At 58.6% G+C, this 19,923-nt stretch carries 17 protein-coding genes; 7 read left to right on the top strand and 10 right to left on the bottom strand.

Annotated features, from left to right (window positions below; translation table 11 throughout):
- Positions 1-665: 665 nt before the first annotated feature.
- The 5 genes from AC4ANK_RS24680 to dksA all read right to left on the bottom strand — a co-directional run bounded on the left by AC4ANK_RS24680 (position 666) and on the right by dksA (position 7,049).
- Positions 666-2,099, bottom strand: coding sequence for a sigma-54-dependent transcriptional regulator (locus tag AC4ANK_RS24680; RefSeq protein WP_002552058.1), 1,434 nt, complete (start codon positions 2,097-2,099; stop codon positions 666-668).
- A 4-nt stretch (positions 2,100-2,103) separates the two neighbouring features.
- Positions 2,104-5,076 carry a sensor histidine kinase gene (locus AC4ANK_RS24675; RefSeq protein ID WP_002552059.1) on the bottom strand — a complete coding sequence of 991 codons (2,973 nt, stop codon included), beginning with the start codon at positions 5,074-5,076 and terminating at the stop codon, positions 2,104-2,106.
- Positions 5,060-5,236 carry a hypothetical protein gene (locus AC4ANK_RS24670; protein ID WP_002552060.1) on the bottom strand — a complete coding sequence of 59 codons (177 nt, stop codon included), beginning with the start codon at positions 5,234-5,236 and terminating at the stop codon, positions 5,060-5,062. Before AC4ANK_RS24670 ends, AC4ANK_RS24675 begins: the two co-directional genes overlap by 17 nt.
- A 98-nt stretch (positions 5,237-5,334) precedes the next feature.
- A complete protein-coding gene (gene gluQRS, locus AC4ANK_RS24665; protein ID WP_002552061.1) occupies positions 5,335-6,222 on the bottom strand; it encodes a tRNA glutamyl-Q(34) synthetase GluQRS in 888 nt (295 codons plus the stop codon).
- Between the two features lie 386 nt (positions 6,223-6,608).
- Entirely contained in the window at positions 6,609-7,049 is a 441-nt protein-coding gene (gene dksA, locus AC4ANK_RS24660; RefSeq protein WP_002552063.1) for an RNA polymerase-binding protein DksA, read from the bottom strand.
- 350 nt (positions 7,050-7,399) lie between these two features.
- On the opposite strand from dksA, the gene AC4ANK_RS24655 reads away from it, so the two are divergent.
- Both AC4ANK_RS24655 and sfsA read left to right on the top strand, forming a co-directional pair.
- Positions 7,400-8,572, top strand: coding sequence for a pyridoxal phosphate-dependent aminotransferase (locus tag AC4ANK_RS24655; protein WP_002552064.1), 1,173 nt, complete (start codon positions 7,400-7,402; stop codon positions 8,570-8,572).
- Entirely contained in the window at positions 8,572-9,285 is a 714-nt protein-coding gene (gene sfsA, locus AC4ANK_RS24650) for a DNA/RNA nuclease SfsA (protein WP_002552065.1), read from the top strand. Before AC4ANK_RS24655 ends, sfsA begins: the two co-directional genes overlap by 1 nt.
- A gap of 20 nt (positions 9,286-9,305) precedes the next feature.
- Here sfsA and AC4ANK_RS24645 read toward each other — a convergent pair whose 3' ends face one another.
- Positions 9,306-9,644 (bottom strand): Rieske (2Fe-2S) protein, encoded by a 339-nt coding sequence (locus AC4ANK_RS24645; protein ID WP_002552066.1) that lies wholly within the window; start codon positions 9,642-9,644, stop codon positions 9,306-9,308.
- A 214-nt stretch (positions 9,645-9,858) separates the two neighbouring features.
- On the opposite strand from AC4ANK_RS24645, the gene deoC reads away from it, so the two are divergent.
- Positions 9,859-10,638 carry a deoxyribose-phosphate aldolase gene (gene deoC / locus AC4ANK_RS24640; protein WP_002552067.1) on the top strand — a complete coding sequence of 260 codons (780 nt, stop codon included), beginning with the start codon at positions 9,859-9,861 and terminating at the stop codon, positions 10,636-10,638.
- 354 nt (positions 10,639-10,992) lie between these two features.
- Here the strand turns inward: deoC and AC4ANK_RS24635 are convergent, their stop codons facing one another.
- Together AC4ANK_RS24635 and AC4ANK_RS24630 are read right to left on the bottom strand one after the other, a co-directional pair.
- Positions 10,993-11,337 carry a pentapeptide repeat-containing protein gene (locus AC4ANK_RS24635; RefSeq protein WP_002552068.1) on the bottom strand — a complete coding sequence of 115 codons (345 nt, stop codon included), beginning with the start codon at positions 11,335-11,337 and terminating at the stop codon, positions 10,993-10,995.
- A 101-nt stretch (positions 11,338-11,438) separates the two neighbouring features.
- A complete protein-coding gene (locus AC4ANK_RS24630) occupies positions 11,439-12,977 on the bottom strand; it encodes a bifunctional aminoglycoside phosphotransferase/ATP-binding protein (RefSeq protein WP_002552069.1) in 1,539 nt (512 codons plus the stop codon).
- A 130-nt stretch (positions 12,978-13,107) separates the two neighbouring features.
- On the opposite strand from AC4ANK_RS24630, the gene mrcB reads away from it, so the two are divergent.
- The gene (gene mrcB, locus AC4ANK_RS24625; protein WP_002552070.1) at positions 13,108-15,429 is read left to right on the top strand and encodes a penicillin-binding protein 1B; all 2,322 of its coding nucleotides are present in this window, start codon (positions 13,108-13,110) and stop codon (positions 15,427-15,429) included.
- 14 nt (positions 15,430-15,443) lie between these two features.
- Here the strand turns inward: mrcB and AC4ANK_RS24620 are convergent, their stop codons facing one another.
- Positions 15,444-16,193 (bottom strand): IS5 family transposase, encoded by a 750-nt coding sequence (locus tag AC4ANK_RS24620; protein ID WP_460382697.1) that lies wholly within the window; start codon positions 16,191-16,193, stop codon positions 15,444-15,446.
- A gap of 151 nt (positions 16,194-16,344) precedes the next feature.
- Here AC4ANK_RS24620 and AC4ANK_RS24615 point away from each other — a divergent pair, with 151 nt between their 5' ends.
- The gene (locus AC4ANK_RS24615) at positions 16,345-17,046 is read left to right on the top strand and encodes a tetratricopeptide repeat protein (protein WP_004663734.1); all 702 of its coding nucleotides are present in this window, start codon (positions 16,345-16,347) and stop codon (positions 17,044-17,046) included.
- Complete coding sequence (locus tag AC4ANK_RS24610; protein ID WP_002552072.1) at positions 17,046-17,375, top strand: YqcC family protein; 330 nt, start codon at positions 17,046-17,048, stop codon at positions 17,373-17,375. Before AC4ANK_RS24615 ends, AC4ANK_RS24610 begins: the two co-directional genes overlap by 1 nt.
- A gap of 9 nt (positions 17,376-17,384) precedes the next feature.
- Here the strand turns inward: AC4ANK_RS24610 and AC4ANK_RS24605 are convergent, their stop codons facing one another.
- The gene (locus AC4ANK_RS24605) at positions 17,385-17,801 is read right to left on the bottom strand and encodes a DUF4124 domain-containing protein (protein ID WP_002552073.1); all 417 of its coding nucleotides are present in this window, start codon (positions 17,799-17,801) and stop codon (positions 17,385-17,387) included.
- 397 nt (positions 17,802-18,198) lie between these two features.
- Here AC4ANK_RS24605 and AC4ANK_RS24600 point away from each other — a divergent pair, with 397 nt between their 5' ends.
- The gene (locus tag AC4ANK_RS24600; protein WP_002552074.1) at positions 18,199-19,923 is read left to right on the top strand and encodes an acetolactate synthase 3 large subunit; all 1,725 of its coding nucleotides are present in this window, start codon (positions 18,199-18,201) and stop codon (positions 19,921-19,923) included.

Genomic DNA, 19,923 nt, shown 5'->3' with positions numbered 1-19,923 from the left:
ACGTGGAATGACCGCATGATGGGTGGGGATTCTAGCATTTAGTCGGGGGATGGTGTAGGAAGCTGTCGCGGAAGGGCAAACGATGGCGCGTATTAACGCTGGGGAAGCTACTGGGGGAGCCGAAGCTCCCCCAAAGTGTGTGCTCTTTATTATTGTTTTCTGTATGGGCTTCTTGTTTTTGTTGAGTGCCCATTCACGAGACCTTCGTCTGTGAAACCTCCCAATCGGGAGTCAAGAGCAAACGGATTGCTTTGGTCGCTGCGTTGCAATGATCATCCGATCCAACCAGTTCAGGCTCTACCTAAGGGTAGTTTTTGTTGTTCTCGGCCTGGTTGCGGGGCAAGCCCCAAATACAACTCCTCTCCAAAAGAATCAGTTAGCTGCGCCTCCGCCGTGTTGTTCTTGTTATGCGTGAGTCGATTCGTGTTGTTTTTATTATGGGTGTCGTACTGCTTGTTGTTTTTCTTGTACTAAGCATATAGCAGAAGCTGTGCCAACTTTTGCGAAGCCCCGTAAACCGGGCGTTTGCGGGCGAAAGGCGGTTGTTGTTGGCATAAAAAAGCCGGGTCTGCGTTACCGTAAGACCCGGCTTTTGTTACGTGAAGTGTTTGCGGTAACAGTTTCTACCCGCTCTGCGCACCGCGTGCCAGAGCCTTTACCGCTTTTTACGTCTCGTTGGCGACGCCCTTGCGACGCGGAATGCCCAGACGTTGCCGACGTTCCCACAGACACTTGCGACTGACGCCCAGTTTGCGCGCCAGCTCGGTTTCAGTCATGTGGTCCTGATGCTCCAGAACGAAGTGCTGGAAATAGTCCTCAAGCGACAGGTCTTCGGCCGGCTCATTGCCCGTCGAGCCGGAAGACCCCGGCAGCGGTGCCATGCCCATGTACTCGTCGTCATCCAGACCGTCGAGCTCGATGTCGATGCCCAGCAGGTCTGCGGTGATTTCCGGGTTTTCGCACAGGATCACCGAGCGCTCCACCGCATTTTCCAGTTCGCGTACGTTGCCTGGCCAGCTGTAATGGCGAATGGCTTGTTCGGCGTCGGGGGAAAACTTCAGGTCGTCGCGACCGACCTTGGCGCTCTGACGTACCAGAAACGCACGGGCGATTTCCAGAATATCGCTGCCACGCTCGCGCAGCGCGGGGAGTTTCAGGGCGATGACGTGCAGGCGGTAGAACAGGTCTTCACGAAACTCGCCATTTTTGGCCAGTGTCTTGAGGTCGCGGTGGGTTGCGGCAATCAGGCGTACGTCGACCTTTTGCGATTGCACCGAGCCGACACGACGAATCTCGCCTTCCTGCAAAACGCGCAGCAGGCGTGCCTGGGCTTCCAGAGGCAGCTCGCCGATTTCATCGAGAAACAGCGTGCCTCCGTCAGCAGCTTCGACCAGACCAGCACGACCTGCACTGGCTCCGGTGAATGCGCCTTTCTCGTGACCGAACAATTCAGACTCGATCAGCGATTCAGGGATGGCCGCACAGTTGACCGAGATCATCGGCGCCTTGGCACGGCGTGACAGGTTGTGCAGGGCGCGGGCGACCAGTTCTTTGCCGGTGCCCGACTCGCCCTGAACCAGAACATTGGAATCGGTCGGGGCCACTTTGCGGATCTTGCTGTAGAGATCCAGCATGGGCGGGCAAGAACCGATGATGCCGATCTCGCCATTATTATTCTGTGCCGGGCCTTTTTCAGCGCCGTTAGCCTTGGCAAGGGCGTTACGCTCGTCCTGAAGCCCCTTGACCGTCTGGCGATCACGCAGAATTCGTGAGACCGCCTGCAGCATTTCATCGTGATCGAAGGGTTTGGCGATGTAATCCACAGCCCCCATCTTCATCGAATCGACCGCTGAGCGCAGGCTGGCGTAACTGGTCATGATCAGCACCGGTTTGCCTTCGCCGAGCTTGATCAGTTCGGTACCCGGCGCGCCTGGCAGGCGCAGGTCGCTGACGATCAGATCAAAAGACGAAATGCTGAAGCGCTCCTGAGCTTCCTGAACGGAGCCGGCTTCACTGACTTCATACTGATTGCGTTCAAGCAGGCGACGCAGGGCTGAGCGGATAATCGTTTCGTCTTCGACGATCAAAATATGCGGCATTGATTCAGTTCTCTCGACGGTCTCGGTTCACGGTGGACGTCGCGTCGACATGACGTGGCAAGGTCACCCGAATACGGGTTCCACGCTGCTGCTCGGGATCGGCCGGGCTGTCGATAGTGATTTGTCCATAATGCTCTTCAACGATGGAATAGACCAGCGCGAGGCCAAGTCCGGTTCCTTCGCCAGGCTCCTTGGTAGTGAAGAACGGCTCGAACAATCGGTCCATGATTGCCTTTGAAATCCCACTGCCTTCGTCTTCGACGATCAGGTCCACCGTGTGCTCGGATACTTCGCTTCTGACCCTGACCGCACTGCCTGCAGGGGACGCATCGCGGGCATTGGAGAGCAGGTTGATCAGCACTTGTGCCAAGCGCTGCGGGTCGCCGACAGCCCAATGTTCGGGGTTGCACAGGTTATAGAAGTGTACTTCGAAATTGCGCCGGTTCAGCGCCAGCAGACCAATAGCATCCTGAGCCACCACAGCCAGACAAACGGCCTCGTCGCTGTGCTGATGAGCCCCCGCGTGGGCAAAGCTCATCAATGACTGGACAATGCGCGACACACGTTTGGTCTGTTCAAGTATCTGACTGCTGATTTCTTTCAGTTCGCCGTCTTCTTCACGCTCTTCACGCAGGTTTTGCGCGAGACAGGCAATGCCGGTGATCGGGTTGCCGATCTCGTGCGCCACGCCTGCTGCCAGTCGACCAATGCTGGCCAGCCGCTCTGAGTGCACCAGCTTGTCTTCAAGCATCTGCGTGTCGGTCAGGTCCTCGACCAGCACCACCAGGCCACTGTTGCCAGGGGCGAGAGGCTCGTTGATGGCCGCCTTGTGCAGGTTTAGCCAGCGGGTCTGGCCGTCCAGACCGAGTTTCTGCTTGTGCAGGTGCTCATCGGGCAGGCTGGCAAAGCCGGTCAGCAGGCTTTTCCAGGGTTCGGCAATGGTTTCCAGTCGCGAACCGACCACGCGCTGGGCGACGATGCCGGTCAGCTCTTCCATCGCCCTGTTCCACATCAGGATCTCCTGATCTTCGGCCAGCGAGCACACACCCATCGGCAGTTCCTGCAGGGTCTGGCGGTGGTAGCGGCGCAGGGCGTCGAGTTCGGCAGCAAGGCCGGTCAGGCGCGAGTGGTAGTCCTCAAGACGGCTTTCAATAAAATGTATGTCTTCGGTGACATATTTTTCGCTGCCCGATTTGTACGGCAGGAAGGTTTCCACCATGTCCTGGGCGACACTTGGCCCCATCAACCCGGACAGGTTGGCCTCGATCCTGTCGCGCAGGCGGCGCAGGGCATAAGGACGGCGCTCGTCGAATGGCAGGTACAGATCGCGCAGCGCCTGTTCGACTTCCTTCTGTGCGGCTTTCGCGCCCAGCGGCTTGGCCAGTTGGGTGGCGAATTCCTGGGGTGACACGGCATGCAATTCACGGCGTTGCGGGCGGCGCACGTTATCGACCGCGCAGGCCTCGGCGGCTCCGACTTCTTCAGGGCTGGCATTGGTGAACAGGGATATCAGGGTGAACAACAACACGTTGGCCGCGAGGGACGCGATAGCTGCCATGTGCCAGCTGGTGTCGTCCAGCACGTAGATCATGTTCAGCCAGGGGATATAAAAGCCCTGCAGGTTGCCGATCAGCGGCAGCAGCATGCTGACTGCCCAGACCGCAATGCCGGCCAGCAGGCCTGCGATGAAGCCTCGCCGGTTGGCGGTCGGCCAGTAAAGCACCGACAGTACGCCCGGCAGGAATTGCAGCGTCGCAACGAAAGCGACGATGCCGAGATTGGCCAGATCCTGCTGGGCACCGAGCAGCAGGTAGAAGCCGTAACCCAAGGCAATGATCGCCACGATCAGCCCGCGTCGCGTCCACTTCAGCCAGCGGTAGATGTTGCCCTCGGCTGGCGGCTGATAAAGCGGCAGCACCAGATGGTTGAGGGCCATGCCGGACAGCGCCAGCGTAGTCACGATGATCAGCCCGCTGGCCGCCGACAGCCCGCCGATATAGGCGAGCAGGGCCAGCGACTTGCTGTTGGCCGCGATACCGATCCCGAGGGTGAAGTATTCCGGGCTGGTCGTGGCCCCGAGTTTGAGCCCGGCCCAGAGGATCAGTGGGACAGCGAGGCTGATCAACAGCAGAAACAGTGGCAGCCCCCAACTGGCGCTGACCAGCGAGCGCGGGTTGAGGTTTTCAGTGAAGGTCATGTGATACATGTGCGGCATGACAATCGCCGAGGCGAAGAACACCAGCAGCAGGGTGCGCCAGGGGCCTTCCTGCAACGGCGTGTGCAGCGAGGCGAGGGCGGTCTGGTTCTGCAACAGCCACAGTTCCAGCTGTTGCGGGCCGTCGAACACGCCATACAAGGCGTACAGCCCGACACCGCCCAGTGCGATCAGCTTGATCAGCGATTCAAAGGCGATGGCGAATACCAGCCCTTCGTGCTTCTCACGGGTTGCGATGTGCCGTGAGCCAAAGAAAATAGTGAACAGGGTGATCAGCGCGCAAAACGCTACGGCCACCCGATCCTGCACCGGTTCGCGGGTCAGAATGCCGATGGAGTCGGCCACTGCCTGAATCTGCAAGGCCAGCAACGGCAGTACGCCGATCAACATGAATACGGTGGTCAGCGCACCAGCCCAGGTGCTGCGAAAGCGGAAGGCGAACAAATCGGCCAGCGATGAAAGCTGGTAGGTGCGGGTGATTCTGAGGATCGGGTAGAGCAGCACTGGCGCAAGCAGGAATGCACCGGAAACCCCCAGGTAGCTGGACAGAAAACCGTAGCCATACTGATAGGCCAGGCCGACCGTGCCATAAAACGCCCAGGCGCTGGCGTACACGCCCAGTGACAGGGTGTAGGTCAACGGATGACGGATGATCCAGCGTGGAATAAGGCCGTGCTCGCTGACCCAGGCTACACCGAACAGCACCAGCAGGTAGGCGGCGCTGACCATCAGCATCTGCGTCAGACTAAAGCTCATCGGCATCTCGCTGGCTCTGCAGAATGAAAGTCACCACGATCAGGATCAGCCACAGCATGTAGGGGCGATACCAGGCACCGGTCGCATCGATCCACCAGTCCATGATGGCTGGAGAGAACAGATAGATGCCTACCACCAGAAGCAAAACCAACCGGTATATGTACATCTGGTCTCCCTGTGCTGGTAGATGAGGAGCGGCATGTTAACGGATGCCGGATAACCTGAAAGCATACTTGCGTCGCAGTTTGCGGCGACCGCTCTGGATCAGTCTATCCGGGCTTCTTCAATATTGCGCAGTCTGGGGATCAGGTCGGCGTTCCAGTGGCGGATTCCCCAGGCAAGCACTTCCTGCGCGGTGCCATCGGTCATGTGCGTATCGAGTGGTTGCCCCAGTGCCCGCAATGCCCGAATCAGCAGAGGGGTGGCCTGTTCGGCCGGCAACGGTGGCGAGCGATAGGATTTGCCGAGCTTGTGGCCATCCGGCTGGGTGATCAGCGGCACATGCAGGTAGCGTGGCTGGGGCAAGCCCAGCAGTTCCTGCAAGTACAACTGGCGGGGCGTCGAGTCCAGCAGGTCGGCACCGCGCACGATATCGGTCACGCCTTGCCAGGCGTCATCGATTATCACGGCGAGCTGATAGGCATACAGGCCGTCGCGCCTGCGGATCACGAAGTCACCGCTTTCGCGTCCCAGGTGCATTTTGAATGTGCCCTGCACACGGTCTTCGAAGCGATATTCAAGCTCCGGGACCCGGATGCGGATTGCGGCATTCTCGGGCGCATGTCCCGCATTGCGGCAAAAACCGGGATACACGCCTTCAAACGGCTCGAGCTGTTTGCGCGAGCAGGTGCAGGCATAGGCCAGGCCATGATTGAACCAGCGCTGGAGTATTTCGGCGTAGGCATCATGGCGCTCGCTCTGCCGAGCCATCTCGCCATCCCATTCAAAGCCGTAGCGCTCAAGGGTTTCAAGAATCGCGGCTTGCGCGCCGGCCACCTCGCGCGGCGGGTCCAGGTCTTCCATGCGTAACAGCCACTGGCCGCCGACTGCGCGAGCGTCCAGATAGGACGCCAGCGCTGCGACCAACGAGCCAAAATGCAGATAACCACTGGGAGTCGGCGCAAAGCGCCCGATATAGGCCGGTTTTTTCATGGGCGGGATGTTACGGGTGGCTAGCTTGAGTGAGCAAGCGAAACGCGGTTGGTCTTCACGCGGACTCTCGTGACGATGTTCACTCTGCGCCGCGTTGCTCGTCCAAGACCGGACGCAGAGCGTCCAGAACGGCATGCGACGCGGAGCGTCGCACGATAGTTGAGATTATCGTTCCTCACGCTCCAGCGTAGGAATGCCGTGCGTGAAGCTCGGCGTCACAGATCTTTGCCGCACCGCACATTCAAGATCGGACGCAAATCCGGAACGACGAACCGAAGTGAAGCGTCGGCACGATAGTCAACGCGCGTATTGGCACGAGGGGCGTGATTCCAACAGGCACAAAAAAAGACGCCGAAGCGTCTTTTTCAGTCAAAGGCGGCCCCAGGTCACTTACCGACCTGTTTTTCCTTGATTTCAGCAAGTGTCTTGCAGTCGACGCACTGGTCGGCAGTCGGGCGCGCTTCAAGACGGCGAATGCCGATCTCTACGCCGCACGATTCACACCAGCCGTATTCTTCGTCCTTGATCAGTTGCAGCGTCTTGTCGATCTTCTTGATCAGCTTGCGTTCGCGGTCACGGGCACGAAGTTCGAGGCTGAACTCTTCTTCCTGACTGGCACGGTCGGCCGGGTCGGGAAAGTTGGCTGCTTCGTCCTTCATATGGTCTACCGTTCGGTCGACCTCTTGCATCAAGTCCTGCTTCCACTTGTTCAGGATCTTGGTGAAGTGCGCGCGCATGGGCTCGCTCATGTACTCCTCACCCTTTGTTTCCGGGTAGGGTGCAAAGCCGCCGATTAGATGGCTGTGTTGCTTTTCTGGGGTGGGCATGTCTGGACCGCCTCTCACTCTTCTAATCTATTGCGCAGGATTGTTCCATCACCGACACCCGTCGGCCCTGCAGCTGCAAGCGGGCGAACTTACCAGATCAAATCGGAGTGCGCTACTCCCGGTTGTCGAGCATGACGACGCCGTCCGCTTATAGAGATGGCTATTTCACATCTGCCCTTCACTTAAATGAACTCTAGTCGATGCGTACCGTCGTAGCTTTCTTTTATTCAGCATTCGACGGCTGGGTTTTTCAGCCCGTTAAAGCACCGTAGTGCGGTCGGTTCGGTAGAATCATGCCGCGTCGTCATGACAATCATGTTTTTAATACCCGCACCCATAAAGGAATATCCATGCCCCAGCCTTACAGTGCACGTAGTCGCGCCATCGAACCTTTTCATGTCATGGCGCTGCTGGCGCGTGCCAATGAACTGCAGGCAGCGGGTCATGACGTTATTCACCTTGAAATCGGCGAGCCCGATTTTACGACTGCGCAGCCCATCATCAAGGCTGGCCAGGCGGCGCTGGCAGACGGCAAGACTCGCTACACCGCCGCTCGTGGTCTTCCGCAACTGCGCGAAGCCATTTCCGGATTCTACGCCCGACGCTACGGCGTTGATATTGATCCCCAGCGCATTCTGGTCACTCCGGGCGGTTCGGGCGCGTTGTTGCTTGCCAGCAGCCTGTTGGTCGATCCGGGCAAGCATTGGTTGCTGGCCGACCCTGGCTACCCTTGCAATCGACACTTCCTGCGTTTGATCGAGGGCGAGGCGCAACTGGTGCCGGTCGGTCCGCAAGAACGCTATCAACTGAATCCCGAACTGGTGGCGGCTCACTGGAACCAGAACAGTGTCGGCGCACTGGTGGCATCGCCTGCCAATCCTACCGGCACGCTGCTGAATCGCGACGAACTGGCAGCCTTGTCACAAGCACTGAAAGCTCGCAACGGCCACCTGGTGGTGGACGAGATCTACCATGGCCTGACCTACGGCGTGGAGGCCAGCAGTGTGCTGGAGGTGGATAACGAAGCGTTTGTTCTTAATAGTTTTTCAAAGTATTTCGGCATGACGGGCTGGCGCCTCGGCTGGCTGGTTGCACCACAAGACGCCGTGGCCGATCTGGAAAAACTGGCGCAGAACCTTTACATCAGCGCGCCAAGCATGGCGCAACATGCCGCGCTTGCCTGCTTTGAGCCTCAGACACTTGAAATATTCGAGCAGCGGCGCGCCGAGTTCGGCCGTCGCCGGGACTTCCTGTTGCCTGCGCTGCGCGAACTGGGTTTCGGTATTGCCGTCGAGCCGGAAGGGGCATTCTATTTGTACGCCGACATCTCGGCGTTTGGCGGCGATGCCTTCGCGTTCTGCCGGCATTTTCTGGAAACCGAGCATGTCGCTTTTACGCCAGGCCTGGACTTTGGTCGCCATCAGGCTGGGCATCATGTGCGCTTTGCCTATACACAGAGCCTGCCGCGCCTTCAGCAGGCAGTCGAGCGAATTGCTCGCGGTTTGCGTAGCTGGGGTGCCTGATGCGCTTTGCTCCGCAGCTTGAACAGGGTCGTCTGCTGACCCGTTACAAACGCTTTCTGGCTGATATCGAAACCGACAGCGGCGAGCTGTTGACCATTCACTGCCCCAACACCGGTTCGATGCTCAACTGCATGATGCCCGGTGGGCGTGTGTGGTTCAGCCGTTCAAGTGACCCGAAGCGCAAGCTGCCGGGCACTTGGGAAATCAGCGAGACGCCGCAGGGCAGGCTGGCCTGTATCAACACCGGGCGAGCCAATACGCTGGTTGAAGAGGCCTTGCGCGCCGGGGTTATCAGCGAACTCGAGGGGTTTACGACGCTCAAGCGCGAGGTGGCCTACGGGCAGGAAAAGAGTCGTGTGGACTTTCGCCTTGAATACCCTGATGGCTATCTGTATCTGGAAGTGAAAAGTGTCACGTTGGGTTTCGATGATTCCAGTGTCGCTGCGTTTCCCGACGCGGTTACCCAGCGTGGTGCGCGGCACTTGCGTGAACTGGCCACGCTGGCGCGCGGGGGCGTGCGGGCCGTGTTGTTGTATTGCGTCAACCTCACCGGTATCGACGCCGTGCGACCCGCAAAGGAGATCGATCCGGTTTACGCGGCTGCGTTGCGCGAAGCCATTGACGCTGGTGTGCAAATTCTTGCCTACGGTGTGGACCTGACGCCAGACGAAATTGTTATTGACCGACGACTGCAGGTGCACTGGCTGGATTGAAGCGTTCTGGGCGTGACGAGTCAGCCCTCGTCATCCTCCATGGACAGCGACACCCAGATCCCCTCAGCATCTTCACGGCTCTGGATTGCCGTCAATGACTGGCCTTCGCAGGGGCCGGCAACGCATTCGCCATTCTCGATCAGAAACAACGCCCCATGCGTAGCGCACCGGATCAGGCTGGCGCTGCTGTCGAGGAATTGATCCGGCTGCCATTCCAGGGCGATACCGCGATGCGGGCAGCGGTTTTTGTAGATGAACACTTCACCCTGACGACGTACTGCCAGCAATGCGTGTCCGCCTAGCTCGAAACCCCTGCTTTGGGCTTCGTGCAAGTGACTTGAGGTGCAAAGGAATTTCAAGAAGCCTCCACAGGCCTGTTTTTTGGGTAGACGCCTGACCTGGGTAGTCTGACAGCTTCTTTGGATTGTCGCGTTGTCGTACGCCGGGCTTGTTACAGGCTGCGTCAGTTTTTTCCTGTCTTCCTGTGGCTTTTTTCTCTGAGCATGGTGCTCACGCCTGCTGGCCTTCAAGCCCGTATATCGTTCTGCCTATGTTTTGCAGAGCGAATACGCCATGAAAGAGATGACAGCAGATGATGAGCGGCTGGCGCGTCAGGTCATAAGGCTGCTTGAGCTGTTTGCCCTCAATGCCGACGACACGGAGCAGCGCATCGTCGGCATTTGTCAGCGCGCATGGACGCCTGTGGGGCAGGTTGCCGCGGTCTGCGTGCAGCCGCGTTTCGTGTGTCTGGCACGTACCACCCTGGACCGTATGCAGGCGCATGACATCAAGGTTGTCGCCATAGTCAATTTCCCCCACGGCAGCAGCAACATTCAGTCAGTGACCTCGCAAGTTCGCGCTGCGCTGCTGTCCGGCGCGGACGAAATAGATGTCGTGTATCCCTTTCGCGCACTGCTCGGTGGGGACAGGCAGCCCGGTCTTGAGATGATATCGGCGTGCAGCTCATTGTGTGCAGGGCGGGTCAAACTCACCGCGACACTTGAAACCGGCGATCTGCGCGATTCCCAAATGATCCTCAATGCTTGCCGCGATGCGATTGTTTCGGGTGCCGACTTTATCAAGACCAGCACAGGCAAATCAGCCACCCACGTTACACCGCAGGCTGCACGGGTGATGCTCGAGTCCATCGCGGATGTCGGCGGGCAGGTTGGGTTGAAGGTTGCGGGAGGGATCCGGACGTTCGACGAGGCACGTTTTTACATGATGCTGACGCATGCCCGTTTTGGTCGGCAATGGATGAATGCCGGGCGCGTGCGGTTGGGTGGCTCAAGCTTGCTGGATGATTTGCTGGCCAGACTTGGCCTGTATGAGTCGTATGGCAATGGTTTTTGAGAGGCGGGTAGTTTTTTGAAGGACAAAAAAAGACCCGGCAAAGAGCCGGGTCAAAAACCGTGATTAGCCTGATGAGGAGATAATCTGAAAGTCCGAACCAAGGTCTTTCAGTTACCGTCCAGTCTCGCGACCGGATGTGATAATCATAACGATTCTCATTTGTAAGTCAACAGTTCTTTTGACCCTGTCCATGCTCTTCACCTGACAGCTATCCATAGGCCAAAAATGCCTTGCACGGCATAACGGCTGGCTGCGCATGGCCACGATATTTAGAGGGGGAGAGTTTCAGAAATGAAGCGACACAGCGCCAGCCTGACATGCATTGCGCATGCAGGCTGCGACGGTTTTACAGTTTTAGCGGGTGCGATAGCGCAGGCGCGTACCGAAATTTACCGACATCAGAATCTCGTCAGCCGAGAGCTCGGCGGGGAAGAACACGCCTGAAATCTGTGCGTGAGCGATGCTCGCACCTTCCATCGGCGTGTGCCGCAGGTCCAGGCCGCGAAGGTCGGCAGACCGGAAGTAGGCGTCGGTGAAATCGATACCGGCGGTGTCCAGTGCCCGCAGGTCCAGCCCTCGAAAGTCACCCCCGGCCATATCGATTGTGCCGGTTCGCGGTTTCTCCTGGTTGAAACCTTCGACATCATCTTTGCGCAGCAGCATATAAAGCGGTGAGTCGATCTGTTTGGGCTGGCTCATGATGGCCTCGGACATGTGGTTGCGTTGGAATTATGGCGCCATTATATCGCCATCATTGTGGGGCCGTGAAGCATTACCCGCTCAACGGCCATGTACCGGTTTTACAGCCCCGGCAGGCGCTGGCGCAGGTTGTCGATGAGACTGTCCAGCTCACTGCTGATGTGGGTGGCAACCTTCTTGCTGCGCAGCGTTTCCTCTGCGCTGAGCGGTTCGCGATTGGCCTGCTGGGCCTCGATGACTTCCAGGGTCGCGTCGGAAGGATCATTGTTCTGTGCCTGACGCTGGGCAAGCCAGCCAGCGATCACTGCCTGTGGAGCTTCGCAATCGAGGATCAGAAACGGCACGCCGGTGTTTTCGGCGACTTTCGCCGCTGCATCGCGCTGCTCATGCTTGAGGTAAGTGGCATCGATCACCACCGAGAAGCCCGCACGCAGGGTTATACCGGCAAGCTCGTGCAGGTGAGCATAGGTTGCATCGTTGGCTTGCGCGCCATACATCTCTTCAGCTCGCCCGGCAAACAGACGCTTGCGCTCTATGTCCGAACGCAGGCGAATGGCACCCAGCGATTCCACCAGGCGCATTGCGACATGACTTTTGCCGACGGCTGATACACCGTGGGTAATTGTCAGGAACGGTGAGGGAATGGCGCTGTAGCTTTCGGCCAGATTGGCGTAGTTGCGGTATTGACGAAGCGTCGCTGCGCGCTGTACACCGTCGGCGTCGGATGGCTGGCTGAACAGGGCCACTTTGGCACGAACCATCGCCCGATAAGCCTTGTAGAAATTCAGCAGTTCCAGGCCTGCGTAGTCGCCGGTGACTTCCAGGTATTGGCTGATCAGGCGCCGAGACAATGATTTCAGGCCACGGTCTTCAAGGTCCATTGCCAGGAAGCCGATGTCGGCGTACACGTCGGTCTTGCGGAACGGTTCGTTGAACTCGATGCAGTCAAACAGCACGACCTTGCCGTCAATCACTGTCGCGTTGCCCAGATGGATGTCGCCGTGGCATTCGCGGATGAATCCGTCGGCCTTGCGCTGAGCCAGCAGTGGCTTGAGCCGCGCAAAGCTCGACTCTGCCCACGCCTGCAGGGCATCGAGCTGTGCCAGGTCGGATTTTTCGCTGATCAGTGGACGAATCTGCTCAAAATTCTGTACCACAGGGGCCATCACGCTGTCTGGCGAGCCCAGTTCGCTTTCGGTTCCGACCTGCGGCGAGCTGAGGTGGAAGCCTGCGATCTGGCGCGCCAGTTCGTCGATATGCGCAGTGGTCACCTCGCCGTTGGCCTGCAGGGTGCTGAGCAGGCCGTCCTGTGAAAACTGCTTCATCTTCAAGGCGTATTCGATGACTTCGCCGTCGCCGCCCAATTGCGGCGCGTCGACGGTGCCGGTGATCGGCAGCACTTCGATGTAGAGGTCGTCGGTCAGGCGCTGATTGAGGCGCAGCTCTTCGTGGCAGAAATGCTTACGCAGAGCCAGCGTAGTAAAATCCAGGAAACCGAAGTTCATCGGCTTCTTGAATTTGTAGGCATACGGGCCAGTCAGCAGAACCCACGAAATGTGCGTTTCGATGAGCTGGAAATTCTCCACCGGATGTGGGAAAAGAGCAGGGTTCTGCAGGGCAGCGATCAAAGACTTGCTCACGGGCGATCCTTCAGGAATGTGTTCAAAATGTAAGTACGCGATGCCGCCATTATGGCCGCTTGGCGCGAGGCTGCAAACCGCTGACTCGGGCGTCTGTCGATCCTTGCTAAAGTGCGTATAATCCGCGCCCATGACTCGATCCCGCACCTCTCGTTCTCCTAAAAAGCAACCTCCTCGCAGCCTGAACAAGTGGCTGGGCTGGGCGTTGAAGCTCGGTATTGTCGGCCTGGTTCTGCTGGGCGGCCTGGCCATTTACCTCGATGCAATCGTTCAGGAGAAGTTCTCCGGCAAGCGCTGGACCATTCCGGCCAAGGTCTATGCACGACCGCTGGAGCTGTTCGTCGGACAGAAGCTGAGCCGCGATGATTTTCTCATCGAACTCGACGCCTTGGGTTATCGCCGCGAAAGCGTCGCGAATGGTCCTGGCGCTGCGGCGGTGAATGGCAATACCGTCGACCTCAACACGCGGGGTTTCCAGTTCTACGAAGGCACTGATGCGGCGCAGCAGGTGCGCGTGCGCTTTTCCGGTGATTACGTCGCCGACCTGTCGTCGGGCAATGGTGCCAAGCTTGCCGTGGCGCGGCTTGAGCCCTTGCTGATCGGCGGGCTTTACCCGAAGAACCTCGAAGACCGGATCCTGATCAAGCTTGATCAGGCACCGCCGTATCTGCTCGACGGGCTGGTGGCGGTCGAGGACCGCGATTTCTATCACCACTTCGGCGTGTCGCCCAAGTCCATTGCCCGGGCTATCTGGGTGAATACTTCGCAAGGGCAGATGCGCCAGGGCGGCAGTACGCTGACCCAGCAGCTGGTCAAGAACTTCTACCTGACCAACGAGCGCAGCCTGACCCGCAAGCTCACCGAGGCCATGATGGCGGTCTTGCTGGAGATCCATTACAGCAAGCAGGAAATTCTCGAGGCTTACCTCAATGAAGTGTTTGTCGGTCAGGACGGTCAACGTGCAGTGCACGGTTTCGGTCTGGCCAGTCAGTATTTCTTCAGCCAGCCGCTTTCCGAACTGAAGATTCATCAGGTGGCGATGCTGGTCGGGCTGGTCAAGGGGCCGTCCTTCTACAACCCGCGCCGCAATCCCGAGCGTGCTCTGGAGCGTCGTAATCTGGTGCTTGACCTGTTTGAGCAGCAAGGTGTGGCAACCCCCGAAGTGGTGGCCGCCGCGAAGAAATTGCCACTGGGTGTGACCAAGACCGGCACGCTCGCCGACAGCTCGTTCCCGGCTTTTCTGGATCTGGTCAAGCGCCAGTTACGCGAAGACTATCGCGATGAAGACTTGACCGAAGAAGGGCTGCGGATCTTTACCAGCTTTGATCCGATCCTGCAGATGAAGTCCCAGGCCGCTATGGACGACACGTTCAAAAAGCTCGCCGGGCGCAAGGGTGTTGATGAAGTAGAGGCGGGTATGGTCGTCACCAACCCGGAGACCGGTGAGGTGCAGGCGCTGATTGGCGGTCGCGAGGCCGGGTTCTCGGGTTTCAACCGGGCGATCGATGCAGTGCGTCCGATAGGCTCGCTGGTCAAGCCGGCTATTTACCTGACCGCACTGGAACGTCCGAGCCAGTACACGCTGACCAGCTGGATTGCCGACGAACTGTTTCAGGTCAAAGGCGCTGATGGCCAGATCTGGAAACCGCAGAACTACGATCACAAGTCGCATGGCAACATCTTTCTGTATCAAGGGCTGGCGCATTCCTACAACCTGTCGACTGCCAAGCTGGGCCTTGAACTGGGTATTCCAACTGTCTTCAAGACACTGGCCAAGCTGGGTGTAACGCGTGAGTGGCCTGCTTATCCGTCGATGCTGCTGGGTGCGGGCGGCTTGAGCCCGATGGAAGTCGCCACCATGTACCAGACCATCGCCAGCGGCGGGTTCAATACGCCGATGCGTGGTATTCGCAGTGTGCTGACCGCCGAAGGTGAACCGCTCAAGCGTTATCCGTTCAAGATCGAGCAGCGTTTCGACCCAGGTGCCATTTATCTGGTACAGAATGCGATGCAGCGGGTAATGCGCGAAGGGACGGGCAAATCTGTTTACAACGTGTTGCCAAGCTCGCTGAATCTGGCGGGCAAGACCGGCACCAGTAATGACTCGCGCGACAGCTGGTTCGCCGGTTTCAGTCAGGATCTGCTGGCCGTAGTGTGGATGGGCCGTGATGATAACGGCAAGACACCGTTTACTGGCGCCACTGGTGCCCTGCAGGTCTGGACCAGCTTTATGCGCAAGGCCAATCCGCTGCCGCTGGACATGGCGATGCCGGATAACGTCGTTCAGGCATGGGTCGATGCGCAGACAGGCCAGGGTTCTGATTCGAGCTGCCCGAATGCAGTGCAGATGCCGTATATTCGCGGCAGTGAGCCCCAGCCCGGCGCGACATGCGGCGGCGCTCCGGCACCTGCCACTGAGGTGATGGACTGGGTCAAGGGTTGGTTGAACTAGGGTCTGTTCCCGTTTCACATTGGCAGCCACAGAAAAGCGCAGGCCATTGCTATGACGCTTTCATAGTTTCTCTTGAGTTTGTCGAACCGAGAAGCCGCCGCCCGGAAATGCTTCAACCGGGCAAAGGCGTTTTCTACGAGATGTCGATTGCGATATAACCCTTTGTCCAGATCTGCGTTCCCTTTCAGAGAATTGCGCTTTCGTGGAATCACCACTTTGCTGCCTTGCTGCTCGACCTGAGCGCGTATCGCTTCAGTGTCGTAGCCCTTGTCCGCAATGATCACTTCTGCATTGGGCATCTTGGCAATCAACGAGGCCGCCTGCGAACAATCATTGGTCTGGCCTCCGGTCACGTCAAATGCAATGGGCAGCCCACAAGCGTCTACAGCCAGGTGAATCTTGCTGGTGTTACCGGCTCGGCTTTTTCCGATGGCCTGGTCCTGCGTGCTGGCAGCACCTGCACTGTGCTGATGAGCCTTTACATAGCTGCCATCAATGAAAACCCACTCCATGTCAGGATCGGTCATCAGCACCTCAAGCACCTTGACCCACTTGCCTGAAGCAGACCAGGCATTGAACCGCTTGTAGACCTTGCTCCAGTTTCCAAACGCTTTCGGCAGGTCTCGCCAAGGGCAACCCACACGCATGCGGTACAGCATGCCTTCAACCGTGGTGCGCAAATCTCGCTTGTTGTAGATCGATTCGTGCAGCAAAATTTCTCGAAGCTTCGGCCAGTGCTCATCACTGAGCATTAATCGGGGCATTGCAGGCTCGTATTGGTGTTGTGTGAGAACTCCAACAATACGGGCCTGTTCTCATAGAGATCAATGGGTTACGTCGAAACGGGAACAGACCCTAGGCAATCGAGGTTTTGAAGTGAATAAATGGTGGATTCCAGCTTTAACGGCACTGGCCTTGCTGAACGGCTGCGCCAGTGTGGAACGCGGCTCGATTCCGGTCGTGGATTCGAGCTCCAAGGTGTCCAACGGCGAGCGCGCGGCAGCGTCGCGTAATGGCACTTACCGAACCAACACCGCCCCGGTTCAGCAGCCGCAAGCCGTGCCGCAGGATTCGGGTGTCGTGGTGATGGTGCCGGGCGCGGGTGGTGCCGATGCAGGGCAGAGCTTCTCTGCGCCGACCAGTCAGGCGCCGTTCAGTGTCAACACGCCGCCTGTCGACGCCGCTCCGGTCAATCAGGCCCCGATCAGCCCGGCTCCGGCGAACAACAGTTACAGCATGCCGGCTGCCTCTGCACCGACCGGGATTCCGTCCAGTGGCGGCGGTCTGTCAGAGGACGAGCAGCTTGACGGGCCGGTACTGGCGTTGCTGACCACGGCACAGCAACAGCAGAGCAGTGGCGACCTCAACGGCGCATCCTCAAGCCTGGAGCGCGCGCAGCGTGTCGCCCCGCGTGAGCCTCAGGTGCTTTATCGTCTGGCTCAGGTGCGTCTGGCTCAGGGCGACGCAGCCCAGGCCGAGCAACTGGCTCGTCGCGGTCTGACCTACGCCAACGGGCGTACCAGCCTTCAGGCCAGCCTTTGGGGGCTGATCGCCCAGTCTCGCGAAAAGCAGGGTGACGCGGCCGGTGCTGCGCTGGCTCGCCAAAAGGCTCGCTGATGGACGTACGTTTGCCTGAGGTGGCCGAGCAGTTGCTGTTGATAGAGCGCGAGTTGCGCGCGCTGGGCTGGTGGGATACGACGCCGCCCAGCGAGCAGGCGCTTGCCAGTCAGGAACCGTTCAGCGTCGATACGCTCGAGTTCGCGCAGTGGCTGCAATGGATCTTCCTGCCGCGCATGAAAGTCATCCTCGAGCGTGACCTGCCGCTGCCCAATGCGTCCGGCATTCTGGAGATGGCCGAGATGGTCTATGCCGGGCGCCTGAGTGAAACCCGGCTGCTGCAGCAGCATCTGGCACGGTTCGACCAGTTGATTACGGCCGCTCGCTGAGCCAATCCTCTAGCGACAGAATTCGCTGATGGCTTTCTCGGTTTCTTCGGTACGCGTCTTGCGGTTTTCTTCCGTAAGACGCCTCGATTCTCCTCCAACCTGCTCGCGCACTCGCGGATTGTTCTGCAACTGCGCAAGATTGGTGCGCAGGGTTTCGCAATTTTCCGCGCGTTTCGCTTCCTGAGCCTTCACCTGACTTTTGACTTTCTGGTCAATAGCGCGTTGCTGTGCAGCTCCGTCGTCCGCAGGAGTGCTGGGCGCAGAGGCTGGTGGCGGCGTCTGCACATTGATTTCCTGCACATGCTGGCCGGTGGGGGGTTGAGCATCAAAATGCGTCACGCCCTGAGCGTCGACCCACTTATAGATTGAGGCGGCCTGGCTGGTTGTGCTGAGGGCCAGTGCGGCGGCGAGAATCATCCAATGCATGTCGTGTCCTTGAGAGTCTGTGCTCACAGAAAACTACCATAACGGTGCATTTCAGTCCGAAACGGTGCGATTTCCCCGGTCCTCTGTCAAGAAAGCGCACGGATCACTTGACTTGAAGGGGGGGAATCACAACAATCCAAAGTTCGCTGTAGAAGGACTGCCAGAAGCAGACCCTCTCAGTAGATCATGAGGCGCACACCCGCGCCGACCTGTAACACCCGCAACGCGTTACCTCGCGCTGGGTGGGAATGTTCCGCAACACTCAGGGACCTCCCAATACTTGCTCAGTCAGTGCTGACGTAGTCGGCGACCACCGTCGCTCATGCTCTGCTGGCAGTAAACCTATTAAGACCCGTCCCGGAGTGGGCGGTATTCTGGCGTTTTAGAGGTGAACAACGTGGAGCTTTTATCTGGCGCTGAAATGGTCGTCCGCTTTTTGCGTGACGAAGGCGTTGAGCATATCTATGGGTACCCGGGCGGTGCCCTCCTGCATGTCTACGATGCCCTGTTCAAAGAACCGGCGGTAAGCCATATCCTTGTTCGCCACGAGCAGGCTGCCACGCACATGGCCGACGGCTATGCGCGGGCTACCGGCAAGGCGGGCGTGGTGCTGGTGACGTCCGGTCCAGGTGCAACCAATGCCATTACCGGTATCGCCACGGCGTACATGGACTCCATTCCGATGGTGGTTCTGTCTGGTCAGGTAGCGAGCACGCTGGTGGGTACCGATGCCTTCCAGGAGACCGACATGATCGGTATCTCCCGACCGATCGTGAAGCACAGCTTCATGATCAAGCACCCGTCGGAAATCCCGGAAGTCCTGAAAAAGGCTTTCTACCTGGCGCAGTCCGGTCGTCCGGGCCCTGTAGTAGTCGACATTCCGAAAGACATGACCAACCCGGCCGAGAAATTCGAATACGTCTTTCCAAAAAAAGCCAAGCTGCGCTCCTACAGCCCGGCGGTTCGTGGCCATTCCGGCCAGATCCGCAAAGCCGTCGAGATGCTGCTGGCGGCCAAGCGTCCTATCGTCTACGCCGGTGGCGGCGTGATCATGGGCAATGCGTCGGCGCAACTGACCGAACTGGCACAACTGCTCAACGCTCCGGTCACCAATACCCTGATGGGGCTTGGCTGCTATCCGGGCACGGATCGTCAGTTCGTCGGCATGCTCGGGATGCACGGCAGCTACACCGCCAACCTCGCGATGCACCACACCGATGTGATCCTGGCAGTCGGCGCGCGCTTCGATGACCGTGTCATTAACGGCGCCAGCAAGTTCTGCCCGAATGCCAAAATTATCCACATCGACATCGACCCGGCTTCGATCTCCAAGACCATCAAGGCGGACGTGCCTATCGTCGGTCCTGTCGAAAGCGTGCTGACCGAAATGGTCGCCACTTTGAAAGAGATCGGCGAGACACCTGACAAGGCATCCGTTGCCGCGTGGTGGAAGCAGATTGACGAGTGGCGCGGTGCGGGTGATCTGTTCCCGTACAACCGTGGCGATGGCACGGTCATCAAGCCGCAAGCCGTTATCGAAACGCTGTGCGAAGTCACCAAGGGCGACGCTTACGTCACCTCGGACGTTGGCCAGCATCAGATGTTCGCTGCGCAGTACTACCGTTTCAACAAGCCGAACCGCTGGATCAACTCGGGCGGTCTGGGCACGATGGGCTTTGGCTTCCCGGCTGCGATGGGCGTCAAACTGAGCTTTCCGGATGCGCACGTTGCCTGTGTGACCGGTGAAGGCAGTATCCAGATGAACATTCAGGAACTGTCGACCTGCCTGCAATACGGCTTGCCGGTGAAGATCATCCTGCTCAACAACGGTGTTCTGGGCATGGTCCGTCAGTGGCAGGACATGAGCTATGGCTCGCGTCACTCGCATTCCTACATGGAATCGCTGCCTGATTTCGTCAAGCTGGTCGAAGCCTATGGCCACGTTGGCATGCGTATCACTGACCTGAAGGACTTGAAGCCGAAGATGGAAGAAGCTTTTGCCATGACTGATCGTCTGGTGTTCATGGATATTCAGGTCGATGTGACCGAGCACGTCTACCCGATGCAGATCAAGGACGGCTCCATGCGCGATATGTGGTTGAGCAAGACGGAGCGGACATAA

This window comes from Pseudomonas sp. Pmew2, from assembly GCF_058129885.1.
The sequence above is the reverse complement of the archived record's forward strand: the minus strand, read 5'-3'. Positions and strand labels throughout refer to the sequence as shown.